The 19,777-nt window shown below is 45.2% G+C and carries 17 protein-coding genes; 9 read left to right on the top strand and 8 right to left on the bottom strand.

The window, feature by feature from the left end; genetic code table 11:
• Positions 1 to 16 precede the first annotated feature (16 nt).
• Complete coding sequence (gshA, locus tag AZI87_RS06205; protein WP_063205512.1) at positions 17 to 1,276, top strand: glutamate--cysteine ligase; 1,260 nt, start codon at positions 17 to 19, stop codon at positions 1,274 to 1,276.
• A gap of 2 nt (positions 1,277 to 1,278) precedes the next feature.
• On the opposite strand, the gene AZI87_RS06200 is transcribed toward gshA, so the two are convergent.
• Both AZI87_RS06200 and AZI87_RS06195 read right to left on the bottom strand, forming a co-directional pair.
• Positions 1,279 to 2,535 carry a hypothetical protein gene (locus AZI87_RS06200; protein WP_063205511.1) on the bottom strand — a complete coding sequence of 419 codons (1,257 nt, stop codon included), beginning with the start codon at positions 2,533 to 2,535 and terminating at the stop codon, positions 1,279 to 1,281.
• Positions 2,532 to 3,281 carry a TIGR02147 family protein gene (locus AZI87_RS06195; RefSeq protein WP_063205510.1) on the bottom strand — a complete coding sequence of 250 codons (750 nt, stop codon included), beginning with the start codon at positions 3,279 to 3,281 and terminating at the stop codon, positions 2,532 to 2,534. Before AZI87_RS06195 ends, AZI87_RS06200 begins: the two co-directional genes overlap by 4 nt.
• Positions 3,282 to 3,528: 247 nt before the next feature.
• Between AZI87_RS06195 and AZI87_RS06190 the strand changes: the two genes are divergently transcribed.
• Positions 3,529 to 4,161, top strand: a complete 633-nt coding sequence (locus AZI87_RS06190; protein WP_063205509.1) for a hypothetical protein — start codon at positions 3,529 to 3,531, stop codon at positions 4,159 to 4,161.
• Between the two features lie 77 nt (positions 4,162 to 4,238).
• Here AZI87_RS06190 and AZI87_RS06185 read toward each other — a convergent pair whose 3' ends face one another.
• Positions 4,239 to 5,735 (bottom strand): leucyl aminopeptidase, encoded by a 1,497-nt coding sequence (locus tag AZI87_RS06185; RefSeq protein ID WP_063205508.1) that lies wholly within the window; start codon positions 5,733 to 5,735, stop codon positions 4,239 to 4,241.
• Between the two features lie 152 nt (positions 5,736 to 5,887).
• Here AZI87_RS06185 and AZI87_RS06180 point away from each other — a divergent pair, with 152 nt between their 5' ends.
• Both AZI87_RS06180 and clpX read left to right on the top strand, forming a co-directional pair.
• Entirely contained in the window at positions 5,888 to 6,493 is a 606-nt protein-coding gene (locus AZI87_RS06180; RefSeq protein WP_063205507.1) for an ATP-dependent Clp protease proteolytic subunit, read from the top strand.
• A gap of 6 nt (positions 6,494 to 6,499) precedes the next feature.
• On the top strand, positions 6,500 to 7,792 hold the full coding sequence (clpX, locus tag AZI87_RS06175) for an ATP-dependent Clp protease ATP-binding subunit ClpX (protein WP_063205506.1): 1,293 nt from the start codon (positions 6,500 to 6,502) through the stop codon (positions 7,790 to 7,792).
• Between the two features lie 86 nt (positions 7,793 to 7,878).
• Here the strand turns inward: clpX and AZI87_RS06170 are convergent, their stop codons facing one another.
• Positions 7,879 to 8,325, bottom strand: coding sequence for a hypothetical protein (locus AZI87_RS06170; protein WP_063205505.1), 447 nt, complete (start codon positions 8,323 to 8,325; stop codon positions 7,879 to 7,881).
• Entirely contained in the window at positions 8,322 to 10,124 is a 1,803-nt protein-coding gene (locus tag AZI87_RS06165; protein ID WP_063205504.1) for a DeoR family transcriptional regulator, read from the bottom strand. The genes AZI87_RS06170 and AZI87_RS06165 overlap by 4 nt, the downstream gene beginning before the upstream one ends.
• A 99-nt stretch (positions 10,125 to 10,223) precedes the next feature.
• Here AZI87_RS06165 and AZI87_RS06160 point away from each other — a divergent pair, with 99 nt between their 5' ends.
• The 4 genes from AZI87_RS06160 to AZI87_RS06145 all read left to right on the top strand — a co-directional run bounded on the left by AZI87_RS06160 (position 10,224) and on the right by AZI87_RS06145 (position 13,146).
• Positions 10,224 to 10,904 (top strand): hypothetical protein, encoded by a 681-nt coding sequence (locus tag AZI87_RS06160; protein WP_063205503.1) that lies wholly within the window; start codon positions 10,224 to 10,226, stop codon positions 10,902 to 10,904.
• A gap of 9 nt (positions 10,905 to 10,913) precedes the next feature.
• Positions 10,914 to 11,480, top strand: coding sequence for a YceI family protein (locus AZI87_RS06155; protein ID WP_063205502.1), 567 nt, complete (start codon positions 10,914 to 10,916; stop codon positions 11,478 to 11,480).
• Entirely contained in the window at positions 11,481 to 12,572 is a 1,092-nt protein-coding gene (locus AZI87_RS06150; RefSeq protein ID WP_063205501.1) for a hypothetical protein, read from the top strand.
• Positions 12,573 to 12,723: 151 nt separating this feature from the next.
• The gene (locus AZI87_RS06145; protein WP_063205500.1) at positions 12,724 to 13,146 is read left to right on the top strand and encodes a cysteine rich repeat-containing protein; all 423 of its coding nucleotides are present in this window, start codon (positions 12,724 to 12,726) and stop codon (positions 13,144 to 13,146) included.
• A 54-nt stretch (positions 13,147 to 13,200) separates the two neighbouring features.
• Here AZI87_RS06145 and AZI87_RS06140 read toward each other — a convergent pair whose 3' ends face one another.
• Entirely contained in the window at positions 13,201 to 13,593 is a 393-nt protein-coding gene (locus AZI87_RS06140) for a response regulator (RefSeq protein ID WP_063205499.1), read from the bottom strand.
• Positions 13,593 to 15,119: a sensor histidine kinase gene (locus AZI87_RS06135; RefSeq protein WP_253696505.1), complete on the bottom strand. Its 1,527-nt coding sequence runs from the start codon at positions 15,117 to 15,119 to the stop codon at positions 13,593 to 13,595. The genes AZI87_RS06140 and AZI87_RS06135 overlap by 1 nt, the downstream gene beginning before the upstream one ends.
• A gap of 331 nt (positions 15,120 to 15,450) precedes the next feature.
• Between AZI87_RS06135 and lon the strand changes: the two genes are divergently transcribed.
• Positions 15,451 to 17,955: an endopeptidase La gene (lon, locus tag AZI87_RS06130; RefSeq protein ID WP_063205498.1), complete on the top strand. Its 2,505-nt coding sequence runs from the start codon at positions 15,451 to 15,453 to the stop codon at positions 17,953 to 17,955.
• Positions 17,956 to 18,097: 142 nt separating this feature from the next.
• Here the strand turns inward: lon and AZI87_RS18105 are convergent, their stop codons facing one another.
• Positions 18,098 to 19,456, bottom strand: a complete 1,359-nt coding sequence (locus AZI87_RS18105) for an SUMF1/EgtB/PvdO family nonheme iron enzyme (RefSeq protein ID WP_155722504.1) — start codon at positions 19,454 to 19,456, stop codon at positions 18,098 to 18,100.
• Positions 19,457 to 19,777 lie beyond the last annotated feature (321 nt).

Genomic DNA, 19,777 nt, shown 5'->3' with positions numbered 1-19,777 from the left:
TCGAAGGAGAAATTCCATGGCGAAACTCACGCTACATAAACAAACTCTCGCCAACATGAATGAAATTTGCGCTTGGTTTTCTTCAAAGACGGCGAATCTTTCATATCCTATTTATTCAAGTTACGACATCCGCGATTCTGGATACAAAGTGTCTAACGTTGATGCGAATATCTTTCCAGCGGGGTTTAACAACATCTGCCCAACGGACAAAGAGACTTCGATTGCGTTGATGAATAAGTACATTGTGAAGCACTATGGTGCCGATGTGAAAAGCATCATGCTTGTGACAGAAGAGCACACGAATAACGCTTTCTATTGGGAAAACGTACACACGATCCGTAATCTCATCGAAGCAGGTGGTCGCACCGTGAAGGTTGCAATTCCTCGCGAATTGCCGGAGCCGTTGAAGCTGACAAGTTCCGCAGGTAACGAAGTAATCGTGCACTCTGCTTTGAAGGACGGGGAGCTATTAAAAACTTTCAAGCCCGATCTTATCATCAGCAACAACGACTTCTCTGAAGCTTATGAAGAATGGGCAAAAACCGTCACGGACTTCCCAATGAATCCACCGCGAGAGCTAGGGTGGTATCAGCGTAAGAAAAGCACTTACTTTAAGTATTACAACGAACTTGTAAATGAATTCGCAGCAATCACTAAGATTGATCCGTTCTTACTTCGTGTGGAAACTGAACTTTTCGAGCACTTTGATATCGGTGATGAAAAAAGCCGTGAAGAGCTTGCCGCCAGAGTGGACGCGATGCTTGCACACTTAAAAGCGGAATATCAAAAGCGTGGAATCACTCAAGAACCTTTTGTGTTCGTAAAAAACAATGCTGGCACTTATGGCTTAGCGGTGATTCGTGTGGGTTCGGGTGCGGAAGTTAAAGAGTGGTCTTACAAATCTCGCAAGAAAATGAAAGCGGCAAAAGGTGGGCGCGACGTTGAAGAAGTGATCATCCAAGAAGGCATTCCTTCTGTGGTTCAAGCCGACGGCGCCAGTGCGGAGCCTGTGATCTATATGATCGGTAGCGAGCTTGCCGGAGGCTTCTTAAGAACGCATGCAGAAAAAAGCTCTACAGACAGCTTAAATAGCCCAGGAGCGGTTTACAAACGCCTCTGCGTTTCGGATTTAGCGATCAATACGCCGGGATGCCCGCAAGAAAACGTTTATGGTTGGACAGCGAAGTTAGGGTTGTTAGCGATTGCTCACGAGGCTCAAGAGCTGAATGCCGTTTTCAAAGGATATCAGCCCTCAAGTATGTGCGATAAAACGTAAGATTAGAAACAAGCGGGCGGTTCAATTTCCAATTGACCCGCAGCTGTTAAGCTTACGATCGTATCTGTGCCGTACGGTTTAGGATTAAATTGTACGGAGTTGTTCAAAGGATTTCTGCAGGCCGCGCCACCTAGGCCCAAGGCACGCAAATTCAAGTCTGTATCAAACTCAAAAAAGCTTTCCACAGATTTTTGCATGAATGGATTCCAGAAGGATGAATATGTCACGCCGGCGTAATTGATTTGCAATTGCTCCGTCAGTCTTAAACTTCCCTTCACCACAAGCGGAGCGCCATTGTCATGGAAAGTCCATTCAGTACCTGAAACAGTGAAGCGTCCCTTCTCGGAGCTGTACTCCATGAATGGAAGAGCGCATTCCGTTTGAGCTGCGAAATCCGTCGCGACACGAAGAGATTTCAATTTTCCAGAGCCTTGGAAAGTCGCTTCACCCAAATCCATGTCGGATTGGAAGCACACGAATTTAACACCATTTAGTTCAAAGGCCTGTTCGCCCGCAAGGACCGCTTTTTCTAGAACCGAGTCAGCATGGAACTGGATCGAGTTCGTCGTCCATGCTCCCACTGTATTGGCAGAACCCAAAGACAACAGAACACCATTATAGCTGTAAGTTGTGAAGTGAAGCTCTTGAAGGATTGACACGTATTCCGGAATCGTCAGGCTCGCAAATTTATTCGCATGAACAAGTCCGTTAAACATGCGAATTCGTTCGGACGTCATTTCATTCGTGCGGGAATTCATGAATTCACGATAGACAATCTCGTGAAGCACTAAAGCCGCAAGTTGATTGGTGTCGAGTTTGTTCCAAAGATCGGTGTTAATGATGTAGCGATACTTATTAAGAACCGATGGGTTTCTTTGGAAAACCACTTGCTCCAAGCGACAAGCCTGCGGAAGAGATACATAACCCAGGTCCGGAGTTTGTACGATTTCTGTAGAAGGACTTAAAGCTGTGGATTCAGAAAAGAACTCTTGCGCCCACGCGCGGTACATGTTCGCTCTCTTTGGATCCAACTTTTCAAAGCGAGAAATCAAGTCATAAACTTTTTCGATCACGCCAAACTGTTTGGAAAATACAATGGTGTAGCCGTCACGCTGTTGAGCTTCGTAAAGATCAAGAACTTGCGGAGTCCGGTCGCTACAGAATAGCGCAAATCCGGCATTCCCGCGGTCATACCAATTGTTAGCCCACGCAGACGAAGTAATAAGCAAGGAAAGTGTTAGTAGTTTTAGAAGTTTCATTTGCCCACCTTCGTGACGGGGAATAGTTGCACATTCAAGTTGTAAACATCCGTTTTAGGTCCTTGAGTCATCAAGGTCGCCATTTTACGGCGGAAGTTGCGAATCAATCTTTTTGCTTCCGGAATTTTTTTACGATTCATCGGGAAGGTGATGGACGTTACGTCACGCAAATCCAAAGGAATGCGGTCCATGTTATCCAAAACTTGCGTGATGGATTGTTTATGCGAACGGCGCAAAGATTCAGAAGGAATGTTATGTGTTGTCTCAAGCTGTTTCTTGGTGACCGTGAATTTTCCATCTTCAACAATCAGAAGACCAAGTCGGCACAGGCGATCAATTGCCGCACTAGCGACTTCCAAAGGAATGTTCAGGCGATCGGCGATCCAGTTTGCGTTGGGTTGGAATGTTTTAACAGGAACCAATGCAAGAATAGCGAAGTGATACCAATCACAGATCACTCCAAATTCATCTTCTTTCAACTGGCCTTCAGGAAGAAGTGTTTTAACTTTGCGCTTATCAAATTCGATCAGATTTTTTAGATGCTCAAAATCAGTGTCCGCCATGCCTAGGCCCTTGATAACTTGACGGCCCACGGCTTGGGTCATGATGCGGCGACCATTGATATAGTCACTCAAACGGCTGGAAGGAATGCCCAGGATTCTTGCGAATTGAGCATTGGTTAGCTCCGGCGAACTGGATCTTCGGCGTTGGTATTCGTTCAATAAAAATTCTGAGGTCTTGTTCATGGGGAAGGTTAAATACCAATAGTTTATAGTCAGTCAAAGGTGAAATAAGCCTGGGAAAACAGAGCCTTTATCGCGTTGGTAATTACCGTGTTTTAAGATTTTTTCATCCTCTCAAAGTGGGATGAAAGAAAATTTTTCATTGTTTTTATGGTGTTGCGGACATGCAGGACTATAGACCAGAGAGGAAAAATTCAGAGGACCTCAAGGGTTCGCATGTTATCCTACAGGGAAGAGGGATAGCAAAATTATGAGAAAGTTTTACGGTGTTTTTGCGTTGTTCGTGCTTTGCTTCGCATTCGGTTACGGGCACATGCAGTTCCATACAGATGAATCACAAATCCATAGAGATCCCGCCGCTATCAGAAATAATTTCGACTTTTCACATCTTCGTGGCGACAAACTTCAAGAAGCGGTTAAGCAACGCTTGTTGACCGGTCTTGAGTTTCGCAAAACGCAAAACGGTGCTGGTATTGGTTTAGGCCATTTCGTTTTCTTAAACGACAGCGGCGAAAAAAGATTAGCGTGTCAGGAATTCGGAAAAGTGTCGATCAGCTTTGAAGCCGAAGGCGTTTCTGTCGCAGGTGATAAACCTTTGATGGAAGTTGAAGGTCGCTGTGAGTTTTCGCCTGATATGTCTAAGATTAACCCGCTGAATGTGCCAGTAGCAAAAATTATTGGAGAGCGCCCCGGTGATGGCGAGTTTCAATTCAACGAAGGTTCGATGATCACAGTTCGTTTTACCAATCTTCCTGAAGAATGGCCCCGCACATGGCTTTTGAAATCAGTGAAGCTTGTGAATGAAAGAGATTCAGAGGCTTTGGTGATTGAAAGCGATGAAGTGGCAAAATACCTAGGTCATCCAATGGTGTTTGCCTGGTAGTTTTAAATAGTTTTGAAAAATAAAAAACCCCTCTTGAAATCTCAAGAGGGGTTTTTCTTTTTGTGAAATACTAATTCTTAGATATGTGCTTTCGCAATTTCAACGAAAGTACGAACCATCACGCCAGAGGCACCTTTTTTAGGGCAGTATGGAAGACGGTTGCCTACCGCCCAGCCAGTGCCGGCGATATCAAAGTGAGCCCAAGGAATACCTTCACCCACGAACTGCTCTAGAAACGCTGCAGCTGTCGCAGAGCCTGCGCCTTTACCTGCAGAGATATTAGAAAGATCCGCGTAAGTGCCCTTCATGTCTTTCACGTGGAAGTCCGTCAAAGGCATATTCCAAACCCACTCACCAGATTGAACAGCAGCTTTTTCAATTTTGCCTTTCAATCCACCGTTGCGAGTGAAGTAACCTGTGTGCGTGTTACCCAAAGCAACAACCATCGCACCAGTCAAAGTGGCAGCATCAATAATAACTTGCGGCTCAAGTTCAGTCGCGTAAGAAAGAGCATCTGCAAGAATCAAACGACCTTCAGCGTCTGTATTGTTCACTTCGAAAGTTTTACCGTTACGAGCTGTGTGCACATCGCCTGGTTTTGTCGCTGCAGGACCTACAAGATTCTCTGTAGAAGCAACCAAACCAACTGCGTTGATTTTTAGTTTCAACTTAGCGATCGCAAGCATTGTTCCGATCACGTTTGCGCCACCACACATATCAAATTTCATTTCTTCCATTCCCGCAGATGGCTTAATAGAGATACCACCGCAGTCGAATGTCAGACCTTTACCTACGAAGCACACTGGCTTTTTAGAAGCAGCAGCGCCACGGTATTCCATGATGATGAAGCGAGGCTCTTGTGCAGATCCGTTAGAAACGCCAAGAAGACCGCCCATTCTTTCTTTTTTAATACGAGCTTTGTCCCATACAGTGACTTTAACGCCTGTGCCTTTAGCTGCTTCCACTGTCGTGTCAGCTAAGATCGCTGGAGTCATCAAGTTGCCTGGCATATCACCCAAGCGACGAGAGAAGTTTACGCAAGAGCCAAGGATAATACCTTCAGCAAAAGCCGCTTTCATGGCTTTGTCGTTCACTTTCGTAACTACGTGAACGTCGATTTCTTTTTCTTCTTTTTTACCAGACATCAATTCGTTGAAAACGTAAGAAGTCAGCATCAAGCCTTCAGCTGTGGCTTTCGCGAAATCAGCCGCGTCTTTTTTGCCTGTTGCTACGCCATCGAAGTGAATCGCAGCTTCTTTAACGCCTAAAGCTTTAATGGATTCAAAAGCCGCCGCCATAGATTGGCGAACATTTTCGTGAGTTTGTTGATTGTCTTTTCCTAGACCAACAACAACCACGTGACGGAAACCCTTGTAGTTCATTTCACGGAAAAGAACCACCTCTTGGTGTTTGCCTGTGATCGCTTTATCTTCTAAAGATGCGGCCAGTTTTTTGTGAAGCTCAGAATGAGTCACCTTTGGTGGTTTATCTTTTTGAGAAGACGCCTTTGAAAACACGACCAAAGCCGGGCAAGTCAAAGTCTCGATGTCTTTATTTAACAAGTTGAAAGCCATATGAACCCCTTAAAATGATTCGGTTTTATGCTGATCAACTAGATGTAGCACAGCAGTTTTACGGGTCAAAGGCTTTTTGATAAAGTCTTGTCTAAGTATTCCGATAGGTAGCACAGTATGACACCTCAATCACAACCACAGGAGACAGCAGAGTGGCACTCATTCCATACGTCATAGAGCAGACATCAAAGGGTGAAAGATCTTACGATATTTACTCCCGTTTATTGAAAGACCGTATCGTGATTCTCGGCACCCAAGTGACGGACGAAATCGCTAACGCAATCATTGCGCAATTCCTGTTCCTTGAGGTAGATAACCCAGAAAAGCCTATCCACCTTTACATCAACTCTCCGGGTGGAAGCGTGTCAGCGGGTTTGGCAATCTACGACATTATGCAATTCGTAAAGTGCGATGTGGCGACATATTGCATGGGCATGGCGGCAAGTATGGGCTCGCTATTGCTAACGGCAGGTACGAAGGGAATGCGTTACAGCCTTCCGAACACTCGTATCATGATCCATCAACCTCTTCTTGCTGGAGGCGGGTTGTCAGGACAAGTGACTGATATTGAAATTCATGCGCGCGAGCTGATCAAAACTAAAGAGAAGCTCACTCGTATTTATGAAACGCACACGGGCAAAGGCTATGAATTCTTGAGAGAGCAAATGGAAAGGGATAACTTTATGGACCCTTACCAAGCGAAAGAATTCGGCTTGATTGATCATGTCGTTGAATCTCGTAAAGTGAAAAAAGGATAAGAGCAGATGACCACGAAAGACACGAACGGCGCATTGAGATGCAGCTTCTGCGGCAAAGGCCAAAAAGAAGTTAAAAAGCTAATTGCCGGCCCTGGCGTTTACATTTGTGATGAGTGTATTGACCTTTGCAATGACATCATTGACGAGGAAAAAGAGCGCGAGACCGCGGTCAAAGGAACTTTCAAAGTTCCAAAACCTTCTGACATCAAAACTTACCTTGATGATTACGTGATCGGGCAAGTTCAAGCGAAGAAGACATTGGCTGTAGCGGTTCACAACCACTACAAACGTGTCAACGCAATGTCGAACGGTAAAAAAACGACAGATGTGGAAATGCAAAAATCCAACATCCTTCTTATCGGCCCGACAGGTTCTGGTAAGACATTGTTGGCGCAAACTATCGCTAAGATCTTAAACGTTCCATTCGCCATGGCGGATGCAACGACATTGACTGAAGCGGGTTACGTCGGTGAGGACGTTGAAAACGTGGTATTAAACTTACTTCAAGCTTCAGACTATGATGTAGAAAAAGCTCAACGTGGCGTTATCTACGTGGACGAGATTGATAAGATCTCTCGTAAGTCTGAAAACCCATCGATCACGCGTGACGTGAGCGGTGAGGGTGTGCAACAAGCCCTTCTAAAAATTCTAGAAGGTACTGTGGCGAACTTGCCTCCAAAAGGCGGTCGTAAGCATCCTCAACAAGAGTTCATCCAAGTGGATACGACAAATATCTTGTTCATCGTGGGTGGAGCTTTCGTGGGTCTGGATAAGATCATCGAAAACAGAACTTCAAACAAGACAATGGGTATCGCCGCGGACATCCGTACTTCTGAAGAAGTAGAGAAGTCTTCAAACCTACTTGCGAAAGTAGAACCCGATGACTTGTCTAAGTTCGGTTTGATCCCAGAGTTCATCGGTCGTCTTCCAGCGATCGCGGTTCTGGCTCCTCTAGACGAAGAAGCTTTGATGGACATTTTGGTTCGTCCTAAGAATGCGATCACAAAACAGTATCAAAGACTTTTCAGCTTCGAAGGCGTTGAACTGAAGTTTACAGATAAAGCTCTTCGCGCTGTCGCTCAACTTGCGTTGAAGCGTAAAACAGGGGCCCGCGGTCTGCGCGGCGTTCTTGAAACAGCGATGTTGGATATTATGTACGACATTCCTTCTAAAAATAATGTGAAGGAAGTTGTCATCGACGATAACGTAATCAACGACGGCGCACAGCCAATGTTGGTTTACAAAACCGATGAAGAAATCCAAGCTGAAGAAGAAGCAAAAAAGAAAAGTTCCGCTTAGGCAAAAGATGCCAGGGGACTTTGCCAACTGGTCTGTCTTAAAAACAAAAAACCCAAGGTTTCGACCTTGGGTTTTTTATTTCACGCCTATTTCAGGTGAATGATTCCGATGGGGTCGCCAGAGAAGCGGCGGGTGACCTGCAATCGCTGTTCTATTTGCGTAGAGGAAAGTTTTTTTCCTTCCAAACGCGCGCGCACCAAAGATTCATCAATTGTTAAATCGTTGTAGCGAACGTCGCACTTTTCTTGGATTAAATCGCAAACAAAATCACTGTGGGGGCCGCGCAGGTTCGCCTTACTATCAGGTCCAATCACGCCTTCGGCGCGGATGCGATTCTTTGCCCCGGTCAAATCTAAAGGCAGAACGTAATCAATGCGAATATCATCCTCATTAATATCCAGCTTCAACGATTCGATTTCATAGTGAGCAAGGTCGGGATCTTCAACGCCAGGGATTTCATAAACGGCGCTGGGTGAAGCCGCACTACAAATGGACGATATAAAGAAGGAAACTATAAGAACGAAAGATTTCATTTTCGATCTCCCTGAGCCAAGGTGTATTGGGTGGCTCTACCGAACCCGATTCTTACCACATGGCCTTTTTTATTTAAAGCGGCAAGGTCGCGACAGGCCGTGATTTCTGTAGTTTTAAATAAATCCTTGTACTGACGCGTGCTTAGGAACCTGTTTTCTTGCAAATAATCCAAAGCCTGAAGCTGGCGGTAGTTCAATTCTGCATCAACAGGACGCAAAGAAGAGCTTTTTAAAAGTATGCTTCCCGAATTTTTAGACTCATTTATCGAGCCTCGGGCTTGCAGAATGTGGACGTTCTTTTCTAGTTGGTAGCCTGAATCCAAAGTTTGAATCCAGGTGTGTTTGCTTCCTAAGTTTCGGCGAAGCGTGCTCATGGCCGCGTAAACCAAACTATCGTGACGTAAAGGGTGATATTCATAACCCCAGACTTTTTCGACGAGCGTCGCCTTATCAAGCGGACCTTGCCTTAAAACTTCAAGTATTCGCGCAGAAAAATCCGCAAGCTTTATGACTTCAATACCGTCTATAGAGAACGTAACGGCACGATTCTTAGAAAGACCTAAAACCAAGTAGTTCACGCCTTTTTGCAAAGGAAGGCACTTGTAGTACCACGAATAGTAGCCCGACTTGTGAACCAGTTCTATGCCCGAGTTATCACCAATTTGCGAAAGAAGCGTGTGAATATGGTCATCTTCAGAAAAATCTTTTTCCTGAATCCATTGTCGGCGTGAAATCATGTTGCGATTTATTTTACTTGAAAAAGAGCGGCTCAGTTCAAGCAATAGCTTTTTCTTTTCCAATGCCAAAGGATTATTTTGTTCTGTCAGAATTTTGTGTTCCAGGCCTAGAATCTGAATAGCAAAATTTTTATCGGCCTCTTGATCTAAACGAAGATTGGCTCCTCGCAAATATTGCCAGGCTAAAACGGTTTGACCGCGAAGATAAGCCAGCTCTGCCCAGCGCAAGTTTAAAGCGATTTCTTGGCGACGGTTTTCACTCGAAAAAATAACGGGAGCTTGCAAGTTCAATAAAGTTTCGGCGTCTTTCCAGAGGCCTCGCAAGGTTTTTTGGCGAGCTAATTCCAATACGACATTGGACTTTGAATAGCTATCTTGAGGTTTTAAGTTGTGGAGGCATTTTTCTAGATCTGGAACTATAGACTCGGGACGATGGCCGTATGTCGCTTCATAAAGTAAAATGGAAACTTGCGTGGCCGAGGCGAAAGCATCATTCCCAAGTCTTAGCGCAATATCGTGGGCTTCTTTCAAAAGCTCCAAACCGGAATAAACGCGACCGGTTTGCACTAAAGTGTGCGCCAGTAAATCTTGAGCTAGAACTTTGATGTGGGGATTCTGTGCGCGTACGGCAAGACGCAAGGCTTTGGTGGCAAACTTTTCGCTGCGGAAAAATTGGCCCGTGAAATACAAGTAAAACGCAATGCCTTGATAAGTGTAAAAAGAAATCTCTGCCTGATCGTGGTTGCCGAAACGCTTTTGATTCTCACGGAAGAATCTTCGCGCCTTTTTGTATTTCGATTTACGAGCGACACCCACACCTAAATAAAACAATGAGGCTGCCTGTTCTTTTTCTGAAAAGCTGGCTTGTCGGGTTTTAAAAATTTCTTCGGCCTCTAAGGTCTTACCCAGAAACGAAAGGGCACCGATCAGAAACGGAATGTCTTTTTCCGCGAGGCTTAGGGGGTGGTCTTTATAGATTTGTAAAATAGTAGTGTAGTGCCCAAGAAAAAAGAGCTCTGACAGTCGCTGCTTTGATGTCTTATTTTTAGTAATTTCAGACATTTATACCTAATCCCATCAAATCCAATCATAGTTTTAAGATGGCCTTAGTTCAAACTCAAAGGATTTCTTCTAGATTGACCCTGAAGGATCGGGGGTCCTATGAAATTTTCATATCTGCTGCTGATTATCAGCATGTTTTCTGTCTTTTCCGGCTGCCATTATAAGATCAGTAAAGATTCGGGGGCGGCGGATAATGGTAACGTTGGCGCAGGACAAGTGGACTTTGCTCTTGTCATGTCCGAGGTCGTCGCGCCGAAATGCCTGGAATGCCACTCTTCTGCGGGAGGCAATCGTGGCGGTGTCAATCTAGAGACTTACGCCAACGTCAAAGCTGAAATCGCAGCGATTCAAAGTACAGTGGCGGATAATTCTATGCCTCTCAATCGGCAACCCCTTAGCGCGAGCCAAAAAGCGCTTCTCAATAAGTGGATTGAAGCTGGCGCGCCAGAAACTGTGACCGAAAATCCTCCCGTGCAAGCGATTCCCACTCCTCCACCGGATGTGCCTCCAGAAGAAGTCGTCGGACCTTCTTTAGATTGGCTTACAGTCAGAACGCTTGTCATCGAACCCAAGTGTTTGAACTGCCATTCAGCGCCTACGAATCGCGGAGGTGTAAATTTAGAAACATACCAAAATGTTCTTTCTAATATCGCGGATGTCGACGCCACGATACGCGACGGCTCAATGCCTCGACGTACGACTCTCACTCCAGAGCAAAAGAAACTTATTTTAGATTGGATCGCTGCGGGCGCTCCTGAATTTTCACAAAGAAAACCTTAAGGAGGATTTATGAAATCAATCATCATCATTATAATCGCACTTTTCAATCTGCCAGCCCTGGCTGCTATCGAAATGAAGTCTGTGCCTTCTCAAGGCTCTGTTCAGTTTGAAGCCATTGGCAAGCCCAGCATGATGAAGATTAAAGGGCAGGCGGCGGGTCCTAGTGGAATTTTGACTTTAGCAGATTCAAAAGTCCAAGGAGAGATGAACTTCGCGTTAGAGACTTTAGATACTGGTATCGATCTTCGCAATGAACACATGAAGGAAAAATATCTCGAGGTTAAAAAGTATCCTCAAGCGAAGCTCATCATCAAAGATCTTTCTTTGCCCTCTTCGTGGAATCCGCAAAATGCAAAACTTCAAGATCATCCGTTCAAAGGACTCCTTCACCTGCATGGTGTGGAAAAAGAAGTGGAAGGAACTTTAAGCATTTCGGAAAAACTTAAAACCGAAGCTCGATTTGAAATTAAAATTTCTGATTTCAAGATTGATATCCCGTCTTACCTGGGAATCAAAGTGGCGGACGTCGTGAAAGTGCAGGTCCTCATCAATGAATTCATCACGCGTGAGGAGTAAATGAAATTAATACTTTTAATTGCGATTTCTCTGACGACGAAGGCATATGCTTTTCCAGAAATGATTCGTCATCATTACGTAAACTGTACGGCCTGCCACTTTTCTCCGAGTGGGGGAGGCTTGTTAACGCCTTATGGTCGAACCATTTCTAGCGAAGTTCTATCCACATGGGGGACGGAAAAGGAAGCGCGTTCCTTCTACGGCGCTTTAGATAATGAAAAGCTCAATCAATGGTTGCAGGTGGGTGGTAACGTACGTGCTTTGCAGTTTCATCATGAATCCGCGACCGTCAAGGAAGGTCGAACTATCCCCATGCAAGCGGGGATAGAACTTGCGGTGACAGTGGGTAAATGGACCGTCGATCTCTTTTACGGAAAGCTGAATTCTGATTGGAAGGTCGAACCCATCGCAACTCGCTACTACATAATGTATCAAATACTTGATGAGCTGACAGTGCGTGCGGGCCGCTTTATTCCGGTTTTTGGGTTAAACATCCCACAACACACTATGGTGACCAGAGCCAACCTGGGATTTAACCAGGGAACTGAGCGCGATGCTTTAGAGGGCATGTGGAGTGGTGAAAAATGGAATTTTGTTTCTACTGTTTCTAAGAGCGTAAGAAGCGCCTCCGTAAGTGAGGTGGAAACAGCGATGACCGCTCAGCTGAATTACACGATCGCTGATTCCTATCGCGTCGGCGCAAGCTATTGGTTGGGCACTAGTGATACTCAGAATAGACAGATCCTGGGCCTTCACGCCGTTTTGGGATTCACTGAAAAACTCTATATTCTTGCAGAGGCTGATTATCAAAACAGGCATCAAGCTACGACGCAAAAAACACAGTACGGTCTTTACCAATTTTCGAAGTATGGATACGAGTTTTACAAAGGAATTCACGCGCAATTCGTGCAGGAGTATTCACAAAGTGATTTCAGTAACGAAAAATCGAAGTTCGAAAGCTACGGCCCCGGATTTTTATTTTACCCGCGCCCGCATTTCGAGTTTGAAGGTTTGTATACAAAAAAGAAGATCTCAATTGTCGGGGACGACTTCGAAGATTATGCCTACTTAATGATGCATTATTATTTTTAACGAAAAATCGGTCAAAGACGCTGATTTCTCCTCTGAAAATTGCGACGCCGAAATCTTTTTAAGAGTCTGTTTGTATAAAGACACGGCGTCTGCTTTCTTATTTATACTCTAAGAACCCTTTTTTAAGATCAATTTCGGAAAAGGGGGATCAATGAAGGAGCAAGTCATTGCTGGCATGCTCACTCTGTCCTTAGCTCTGGGATTTATTTTTTCCATCGAAGTATTAGCACAAAACAATCGAACACTTTTGGATCCGTGTGTATCGGACCTTCAAAAGTATTGCCAGAATGCGGAGCCGGGCGGGGGAGCTTTTTTAACATGTTTAGACGAAAACAAAGACAAACTTTCACCTGAGTGTCGTGCAAGAAATAAAAAACTGCACGAAATGGTGATAGAGCTTCAAGGGGCGTGTAACAACGACCTTTTGAAATTCTGTGATAACGTGAGTGCAGGTGGCGGTCGCATTATCAAGTGTCTGCGTGATCATACGACAGAGCTATCGAACGCCTGCAAAGTGGGTATCGATAATTCACTTCAGAACAGAAAAAATCTTTTACAAAGTCAGTGGCCATAAAATGACGGGCGGATTCTCCGCTCGTTTTCCACACCGTTTTCCACTTTAGAAAATTTAAGAGGGTAAAATCGCAAGGTCTTTGCGAAGCATTTCAATCAGAAGATGAAAGTCGACCGGTTTGCTTAAGAATCGAGAAGCTCCAAGGCTGTCGGCTTTAATTCGGTATTCAGGGGACTCGTAAGCGCTGACCATATAGACCGGAATAGAGCGATCCATTTCATGAATCTTCTGAAGCAGTTCAAAACCGTCCATTCCCGGCATGTTGATGTCGGATAAAACAAGGTCGACGTGAGGAATGTCTTTGCGCTTTAGATATTCCAAACATTCTTGAGCACCCAAGAAGGACACGAGATTCAATTCGCCTAATGTCGCGAAGAGTTTTTTGAATTTTAGTTTGTAGAGAAGGTGCGTATCCGCCTCATCATCCACGATCACGATATGAATCATTAGGTCAATCTTTCATGTACAAGTGGGATGGCCATAACGAACTCCGTCCATTGGCCAAACTCACTCGTATATCTTAGAGTGCCTCCGTGTTTTTGAGCAATATTAAATGCAACAGTAAGACCCAAGCCCGCGCCTTCGCCTGCGGACTTCGTTGTCAAAAATGGGTCAAAAATCTTTTCACCTAAGATGGCAGGAATACCGACGCCATTGTCACGAATGATGATTTCCACCATGTCCCCACGAACGGCAGTTGCCAATGTGAGTTCGGGCTCGAAATTTTTGTTCGCTAAAGCCTTCTTTTCCAAGGCGTGAATGGCATTATCAATCACGTTCGTCAAAGCGCGCAGTAAAGACGTCGCATACACCGGCACCATGATACTGTCGGCAAGGCGATAGTTCACCTTTGACGGCACATAAGCCGAACCCAGAGCGCGATTAGAAACAGTATCTTGGTAAGCCCGCTTTACCACTTCGTTGATGTCCGTGGTTTCCAGCACATCACTGTCGTAACCTGAAAGAATCTGCATAGAACGTACGATCTGATCGATACGTTGACTGTGCTTTAGAATCACACGGCTAACTTCTTTGACCTCATCCAGATTTTCAGAGTCCGTTAAAAGCTCACTGAAATTTAAAACAAAGTTGAGCGGATTGCGAATTTCGTGCGCCACGCTGGCAGTCAGACTTCCCAAAGACGCTAAGCGCTCTTGCGCTACCAAAGTCGCTTGCATGCGCTTGATTTGCAGCATGGCCTTTTCAAGGCTTTCGTTTTTCGTTGTTAGCTGGCGAGTGCGATCAGTCACTTTTTGCTCAAGAGCCACGTTCAATGTTTCTAACTTTTCGTTGGCGGCCAACCGCTCAGTCCTGAATTGGTTGATCGAATCGACAAGAACATCCAGTTCGTCTTCGCCTTTGTGCGAACGGCGCTTGAGTTCAAGGCTGCGTTTATCCCGTAAGCCAATGCCTTTCAGGTAATCAGCGATGTGCTGGATGTGAACCACAAGAATCCGATTGAAGATGAAGTACAAGCAGAATACGACCACCAGAGTTTTAGCTGCCTGACGGATGAAGATTAAAAACGCTTCTTCAAAATATTTTTGACGCAAGCTGCGGACATCAAGCTCGACATCAAGAGTACCCAGGATCTCATTGGTGTTTTTGTGATAGATATCAAACCGTTTATGGTTTTCTTCGGTGGGCTCAGTTTTTCCGGACTCGTAGATTGTTTTGTTGTCTGCCACAAGACGAAGGTAACTAACCCCCTGCAAACGGCTAAGTCCATCGAGCTGGATTTCTAACAGTCTTGTGTCATAGGACCACAAGTGTTCTGCCATCGAGTCGAGGTAGGAGTTTTTGATGATCACGAAGTTGTTTTGTAGTTTATCAAAGTCTCGTTGGTAGTCCATGATCAGCTGGAAAGCCGTCAGAATCAACGTGGCAAAGGAGCTCACGGCCCATGTCGCAATGAGGAGCTTTAAAGAGAGAGAATTTCTGCGGAACCAACGTCTGGAGTCTCTGGGTGTCACAGAGCACTTATCGAACAATTTATTGAAAATTGGCATGAAAATCGAATAGCACGGTATTACATTTAGGAAAGATTCTCAAAATCCGACACAAATAAGAATACTTTTCGGCTAACATCAGCCTTTTTTATGATGCCCAATAAATAAGCAAACAAAAATATGGCAAGGGCCAGAACTCTTTTTTTTCCGAATATATTTACTTCCCAGTAATCGTACTCATAGTTAGACTGAGTACAGGAATCTAACTTGGGTTGAAACGGATTTTTAACCGAAGTTGATTTGGCTCGAGTCTGAGAAGAACGAGTCTGCTCGTTAACCCAAGGGAGGGAGATATATGAGCGAGGGAAAAGTTCAACAACTACCACTTTTGCCCCTAAGAGACCTCATCATTTTTCCGCATATGATGATGCCTTTGTTTGTCGGTCGCGAAAAGAGTATCAATGCTCTTGAAGAAGCGATGAGCAAACAAACTGACATCGTTCTAGCGGCACAAAAAGATGCTAAGACGAACAATCCCGAGCCCAAAGATATCTTTGCAATCGGTACAGTCGGTACAATCATCCAATTACTTCGTTTGCCAGATGGAACTGTAAAAGTTCTTGTTGAAGGTAAACGTCGTGTAAAGATTAAGAATTTCGTAAACAACGACAACTTCTTCATGGTTTCTTGTGAAGCCCTGGATGAAGATTCTACGAACATCGTAGAAGCCCAAGCTCTTGTTCGCTCCGTAAAATCGACTTTCGAAACTTACGTGAAGCTGAATAAGCGCATCCCACCAGAAATCTTGATGCGTGTATCAACGATCGAGAATCCAGGTGAGTTGGCAGATATCATCGTTGCTCAATTGAACTTGAAACTAGAAGACAAGCAAGCCGTTCTAGAGATCATTGATCCTTCAAAACGTCTTGAGCACTTGTTGAATCTAATGACAGGTGAAATCGAGATCCTTGAAGTAGAGAAAAAGATCCGCACTCGCGTGAAGAAACAAATGGAGCGCTCTCAAAAAGAGTACTATTTGAATGAACAAATGCAGGCGATCCAAAAAGAACTTGGTGAAAAAGACGATTACCAAGCAGAGCTTCAGGATTTAGAAGTAAAAACTAAAGCTAAGAAAATGTCTCAAGAAGCCAAAGACAAGGTCATGAAAGAGATTAAAAAGCTCAAAATGATGTCGCCTATGTCTGCGGAAGCCACAGTCGTTCGTAACTACATCGACTGGGTTCTTTCTCTTCCATGGTATGACTACAATGAAGAGAAACATGATCTTAAGAATGCTCAACGCATCCTTGATGACGATCACTGGGGCTTGGAAAAAGTTAAAGACCGTATCCTTGAATACCTAGCCGTTCTTTCGATTTCGAAAGACATGAAGGGTCCAATCCTTTGTTTGGCAGGTCCTCCAGGGGTTGGTAAGACATCTCTTGCAAGATCGATTGCAGAGTCTTTGAATCGTCCATTTGCGCGTATCTCTTTGGGTGGCGTGCGTGACGAAGCAGAGATCCGCGGTCACAGAAAAACTTACGTAGGTGCGATGCCAGGTAAAATCCTTCAAGCGCTTCGTAAAGTGGACAAAGGAAATCCGCTAGTATTGCTCGATGAGATCGACAAAATGGCGAATGACTTCCGTGGTGACCCAGCAGCCGCAATGCTTGAGGTTTTGGATCCTGAGCAAAACAACAACTTCCAAGATCACTACTTGGAGCTTGAATACGACCTTTCAAAAGTGATGTTTATCGCGACAGCGAACTCATTGCATACAATCCCAAGACCTCTTTTGGATCGTATGGAGATCATCAATCTTGAAGGTTACATTGAGCAGGAAAAATTCCACATCGCTAAGAACTACCTAGTTCCTAAGCAATTGGAAAACCATGGTTTGAAAAATTATAAAGTCACGATCAAAGACGAAACGATCCGCGACATCATTCGTTACTACACGAAAGAAGCCGGCGTCCGTAACTTAGAAAGACAGATGGCGAATGTGTGCCGTAAAGTCGCTAAAGAAATCGTGATGGGTGAAACTGTTGAAAACTTCAAAGCTGAAGGTGCGAAAGCCGCTAAAAAAGGCTCTGCAAAGAAAGCTTCGAAAACGACAGAAAAATCCGCTACGAACAACAAGAATGGCGGTTACGTGGTAACTCCACAAAAACTGGTCGACTTGTTGGGTCCGCACAAGTTCAAGTTCGGCGTGATCGAGACAGAAAACGAGATCGGTTTGACGAACGGTATGGCTTGGACGGAGGTGGGCGGTGACCTTCTAGCTGTCGAAGTGAGTGTGGTTCCTGGTAAAGGTAAATTCACAGTCACGGGTCAGCTAGGTGATGTGATGAAAGAATCATGTTCCGCAGCGATGAGCTACGTACGTTCAAGAGGTCCTTTGTTCGGTTTGGATAAAGAGTACTTCTCTAACATCGACGTGCACATCCATTTGCCAGAAGGCGCTGTTCCTAAAGACGGTCCTTCAGCAGGTATCGCACTGACGACTTCGATTGTTTCGGCAATCATGAAAGTTCCAGTGAAAAGAACCGTGGCAATGACGGGCGAGATTTCACTTCGCGGTCGCGTGATGGCGATTGGTGGTTTGAAAGAAAAGATCCTTGCGGCTCACCGCGGTGGCATCAAGATCATCATCTGTCCTAAAGAGAATGAAAAAGATCTTAAGGACATCCCTAAGGAAGTGATGAAAGACTTGAAAGTCATCTTGGTAGACCACGTGGACCAAGTATTGATCAACGCTTTGGACATCAAGACTCCAAAAGAACTTTTCAAAGTTCAAAAAGAGACTGAGTTCGGTATCAAAGCTCAATACACGGGCCAATCAGTTCACCATCATCACTAAGATCAAAGAACAATTTAACTAAAAAGGGTCGGTAGAAATACCGGCCCTTTTTTTTGGTACCTGCTTTTCTTTTTTATCTGAAGAAATGGTGAGGGGAAGATATCTTACTAAAAAGTTCCACGATATCTTCCCCCGCTAAAAATTATTGAGGGGTGGTCACGCAGCGGAAGCCTACGTTATTCATGCGTAGATTCCATGAAGCGGGTGCTTGCAAGTCATCGGCAGTGATATCACCGATATTCGCTGTAAAGATGCCCGTTGTTCCCGGAGAATGAATACACACAGCTCCTCCGCGAATGACCTTTCCGTTGCTTCCACCAAAAAGATTACCGAGGTAAACATCTTGTTTCGGCACCGATGTCATTCCTGTAAAGTCGAAGAGTTGTTTTGAGCCAGGTTTTACGTCCCAGTTATTATTGCGATAACTGCGTCCGTAAGGACTAGAAAGGTCCGGCGTGTACGCGTTGCCATAGATTGTATCGCTGACCCACTCCCACGCATTCCCTGCAAAATCCCAAATCACATTTCCACTCGCAAGAACAAAAGTTCTTCTTTCCGAGCCGCTGTTTTTTCCAGTGCCCGAATATGGATTTGTTATATCAGAAATTTCGATCGGCTCAGTCCAGCCTGAATAAAATCCGGTATAAAGTCTTCCTGTCTTGTGCGCATTTCCCGACCAGTTGGCAGCGTTGTTATAAATTTCTAAGGCCGCCGCATTCCATTCTGCATTTGTCGGCAAACGATATTGGGATCCCAAAGCAGCACAAGCCGCGGTCGCCGTCGCTTTTCCAGCAAGCCAAGGTTTGCCCGCAGCTTGAGTCTTCGCGATCGAGTTCACATTTTTCATTTCAAACTTCGCTAGACAGAAAGCACTTGTTCCAACGATGGCGTTCGCATTGACGTACTCATAATTCACAGGACAGGTCGTTCCCACCGGAGGTGCTGGAGTTGGCTCTGGTTGTGGAGCAGGACTTGGTTCCGGAACTGGTGTTGGTGATGGCGCAGGACTCGGCTCCGGTGCTGGTTGCGGAGAAGGGCTTGGCGACGGAGTGGGCGTCGGTTCTGGAGCCGGCTCTGGCGAAGGCTGAGGCGTTGGAACCGGCCCTGGGCTAGGTTCTGGTGACGGAGCAGGTGTAGGCTCTGGCGCTGGAGATGGTGATGGCAACGGCGAAGGGTTCGGCGCAGGATTTGGTTCTGGCTCTGGCGCTGGTACAGGCCTTGGCACCGGCTGTGGTGCAGGTGTCGGTGTCGGTTCTTCTGGAGTCGGCCTTGGAGCTGGGCTTGGAATAGGTGTTGGCTCTTCCGGCGTTGGAGTGCTCGGATCCGTTGGCGAAGGATTCGGAGAAGGAGAAGGCGACGGCGAAGGTGAAGGTGAAGTCACTGGAGGTTTCACCGTTGAAGAATTATCCGTGGGAGAAGTGTTATCATCTGAAGAAGACGAACACGCCGAAAGAAAAGTTGTTAGCGTGAGCGCAAGCAGACACAAGCGAGCCGTCTTCATTCATCAGCCTTTGTTAGGAGTTAAAAATATCTTCACTGATTTTTGACGTGCTTACGAATTTCTCTTGTGTTCCCTCGCAAAATTCGGACTTTCGGAACAGTGTGTTTGGACAATGATCGAGGCTAACAAAAGTAAGATTCCGATCTTGGCAAAGAAAAAATCACCAAATCTGACACAAGCCCAGCGCGTTAACTCCCGCGCTGGAAGCGGGTTCTATTACATTCCTGAAATCAATTCTCAACCTGCTCATTTAATGAGCAACTGTCTGCGTCTTACATTGACGAAATCCTGACAATCTGTAAAAACCTGTATCCCTGCGAG

This window comes from Bdellovibrio bacteriovorus (assembly GCF_001592745.1).
Taxonomy (GTDB): Bacteria; Bdellovibrionota; Bdellovibrionia; order Bdellovibrionales; family Bdellovibrionaceae; genus Bdellovibrio; species Bdellovibrio bacteriovorus_B.
This window is presented reverse-complemented; position numbering and strand designations above follow the sequence as displayed.

Excerpts from the sequence above, each read along its gene's own strand:
- gshA (WP_063205512.1), top strand. The coding sequence starts at position 17 with ATGGCGAAACTCACGCTACATAAACAAACTCTCGCCAACATGAATGAA.
- AZI87_RS06200 (WP_063205511.1), bottom strand. The coding sequence starts at position 2,535 with ATGAAACTTCTAAAACTACTAACACTTTCCTTGCTTATTACTTCGTCT.
- AZI87_RS06195 (WP_063205510.1), bottom strand. The coding sequence starts at position 3,281 with ATGAACAAGACCTCAGAATTTTTATTGAACGAATACCAACGCCGAAGA.
- AZI87_RS06190 (WP_063205509.1), top strand. The coding sequence starts at position 3,529 with ATGAGAAAGTTTTACGGTGTTTTTGCGTTGTTCGTGCTTTGCTTCGCA.
- AZI87_RS06185 (WP_063205508.1), bottom strand. The coding sequence starts at position 5,735 with ATGGCTTTCAACTTGTTAAATAAAGACATCGAGACTTTGACTTGCCCG.
- clpX (WP_063205506.1), top strand. The coding sequence starts at position 6,500 with ATGACCACGAAAGACACGAACGGCGCATTGAGATGCAGCTTCTGCGGC.
- AZI87_RS06170 (WP_063205505.1), bottom strand. The coding sequence starts at position 8,325 with ATGAAATCTTTCGTTCTTATAGTTTCCTTCTTTATATCGTCCATTTGT.
- AZI87_RS06165 (WP_063205504.1), bottom strand. The coding sequence starts at position 10,124 with ATGTCTGAAATTACTAAAAATAAGACATCAAAGCAGCGACTGTCAGAG.
- AZI87_RS06160 (WP_063205503.1), top strand. The coding sequence starts at position 10,224 with ATGAAATTTTCATATCTGCTGCTGATTATCAGCATGTTTTCTGTCTTT.
- AZI87_RS06155 (WP_063205502.1), top strand. The coding sequence starts at position 10,914 with ATGAAATCAATCATCATCATTATAATCGCACTTTTCAATCTGCCAGCC.
- AZI87_RS06150 (WP_063205501.1), top strand. The coding sequence starts at position 11,481 with ATGAAATTAATACTTTTAATTGCGATTTCTCTGACGACGAAGGCATAT.
- AZI87_RS06145 (WP_063205500.1), top strand. The coding sequence starts at position 12,724 with ATGAAGGAGCAAGTCATTGCTGGCATGCTCACTCTGTCCTTAGCTCTG.
- AZI87_RS06140 (WP_063205499.1), bottom strand. The coding sequence starts at position 13,593 with ATGATTCATATCGTGATCGTGGATGATGAGGCGGATACGCACCTTCTC.
- lon (WP_063205498.1), top strand. The coding sequence starts at position 15,451 with ATGAGCGAGGGAAAAGTTCAACAACTACCACTTTTGCCCCTAAGAGAC.
- AZI87_RS18105 (WP_155722504.1), bottom strand. The coding sequence starts at position 19,456 with ATGAAGACGGCTCGCTTGTGTCTGCTTGCGCTCACGCTAACAACTTTT.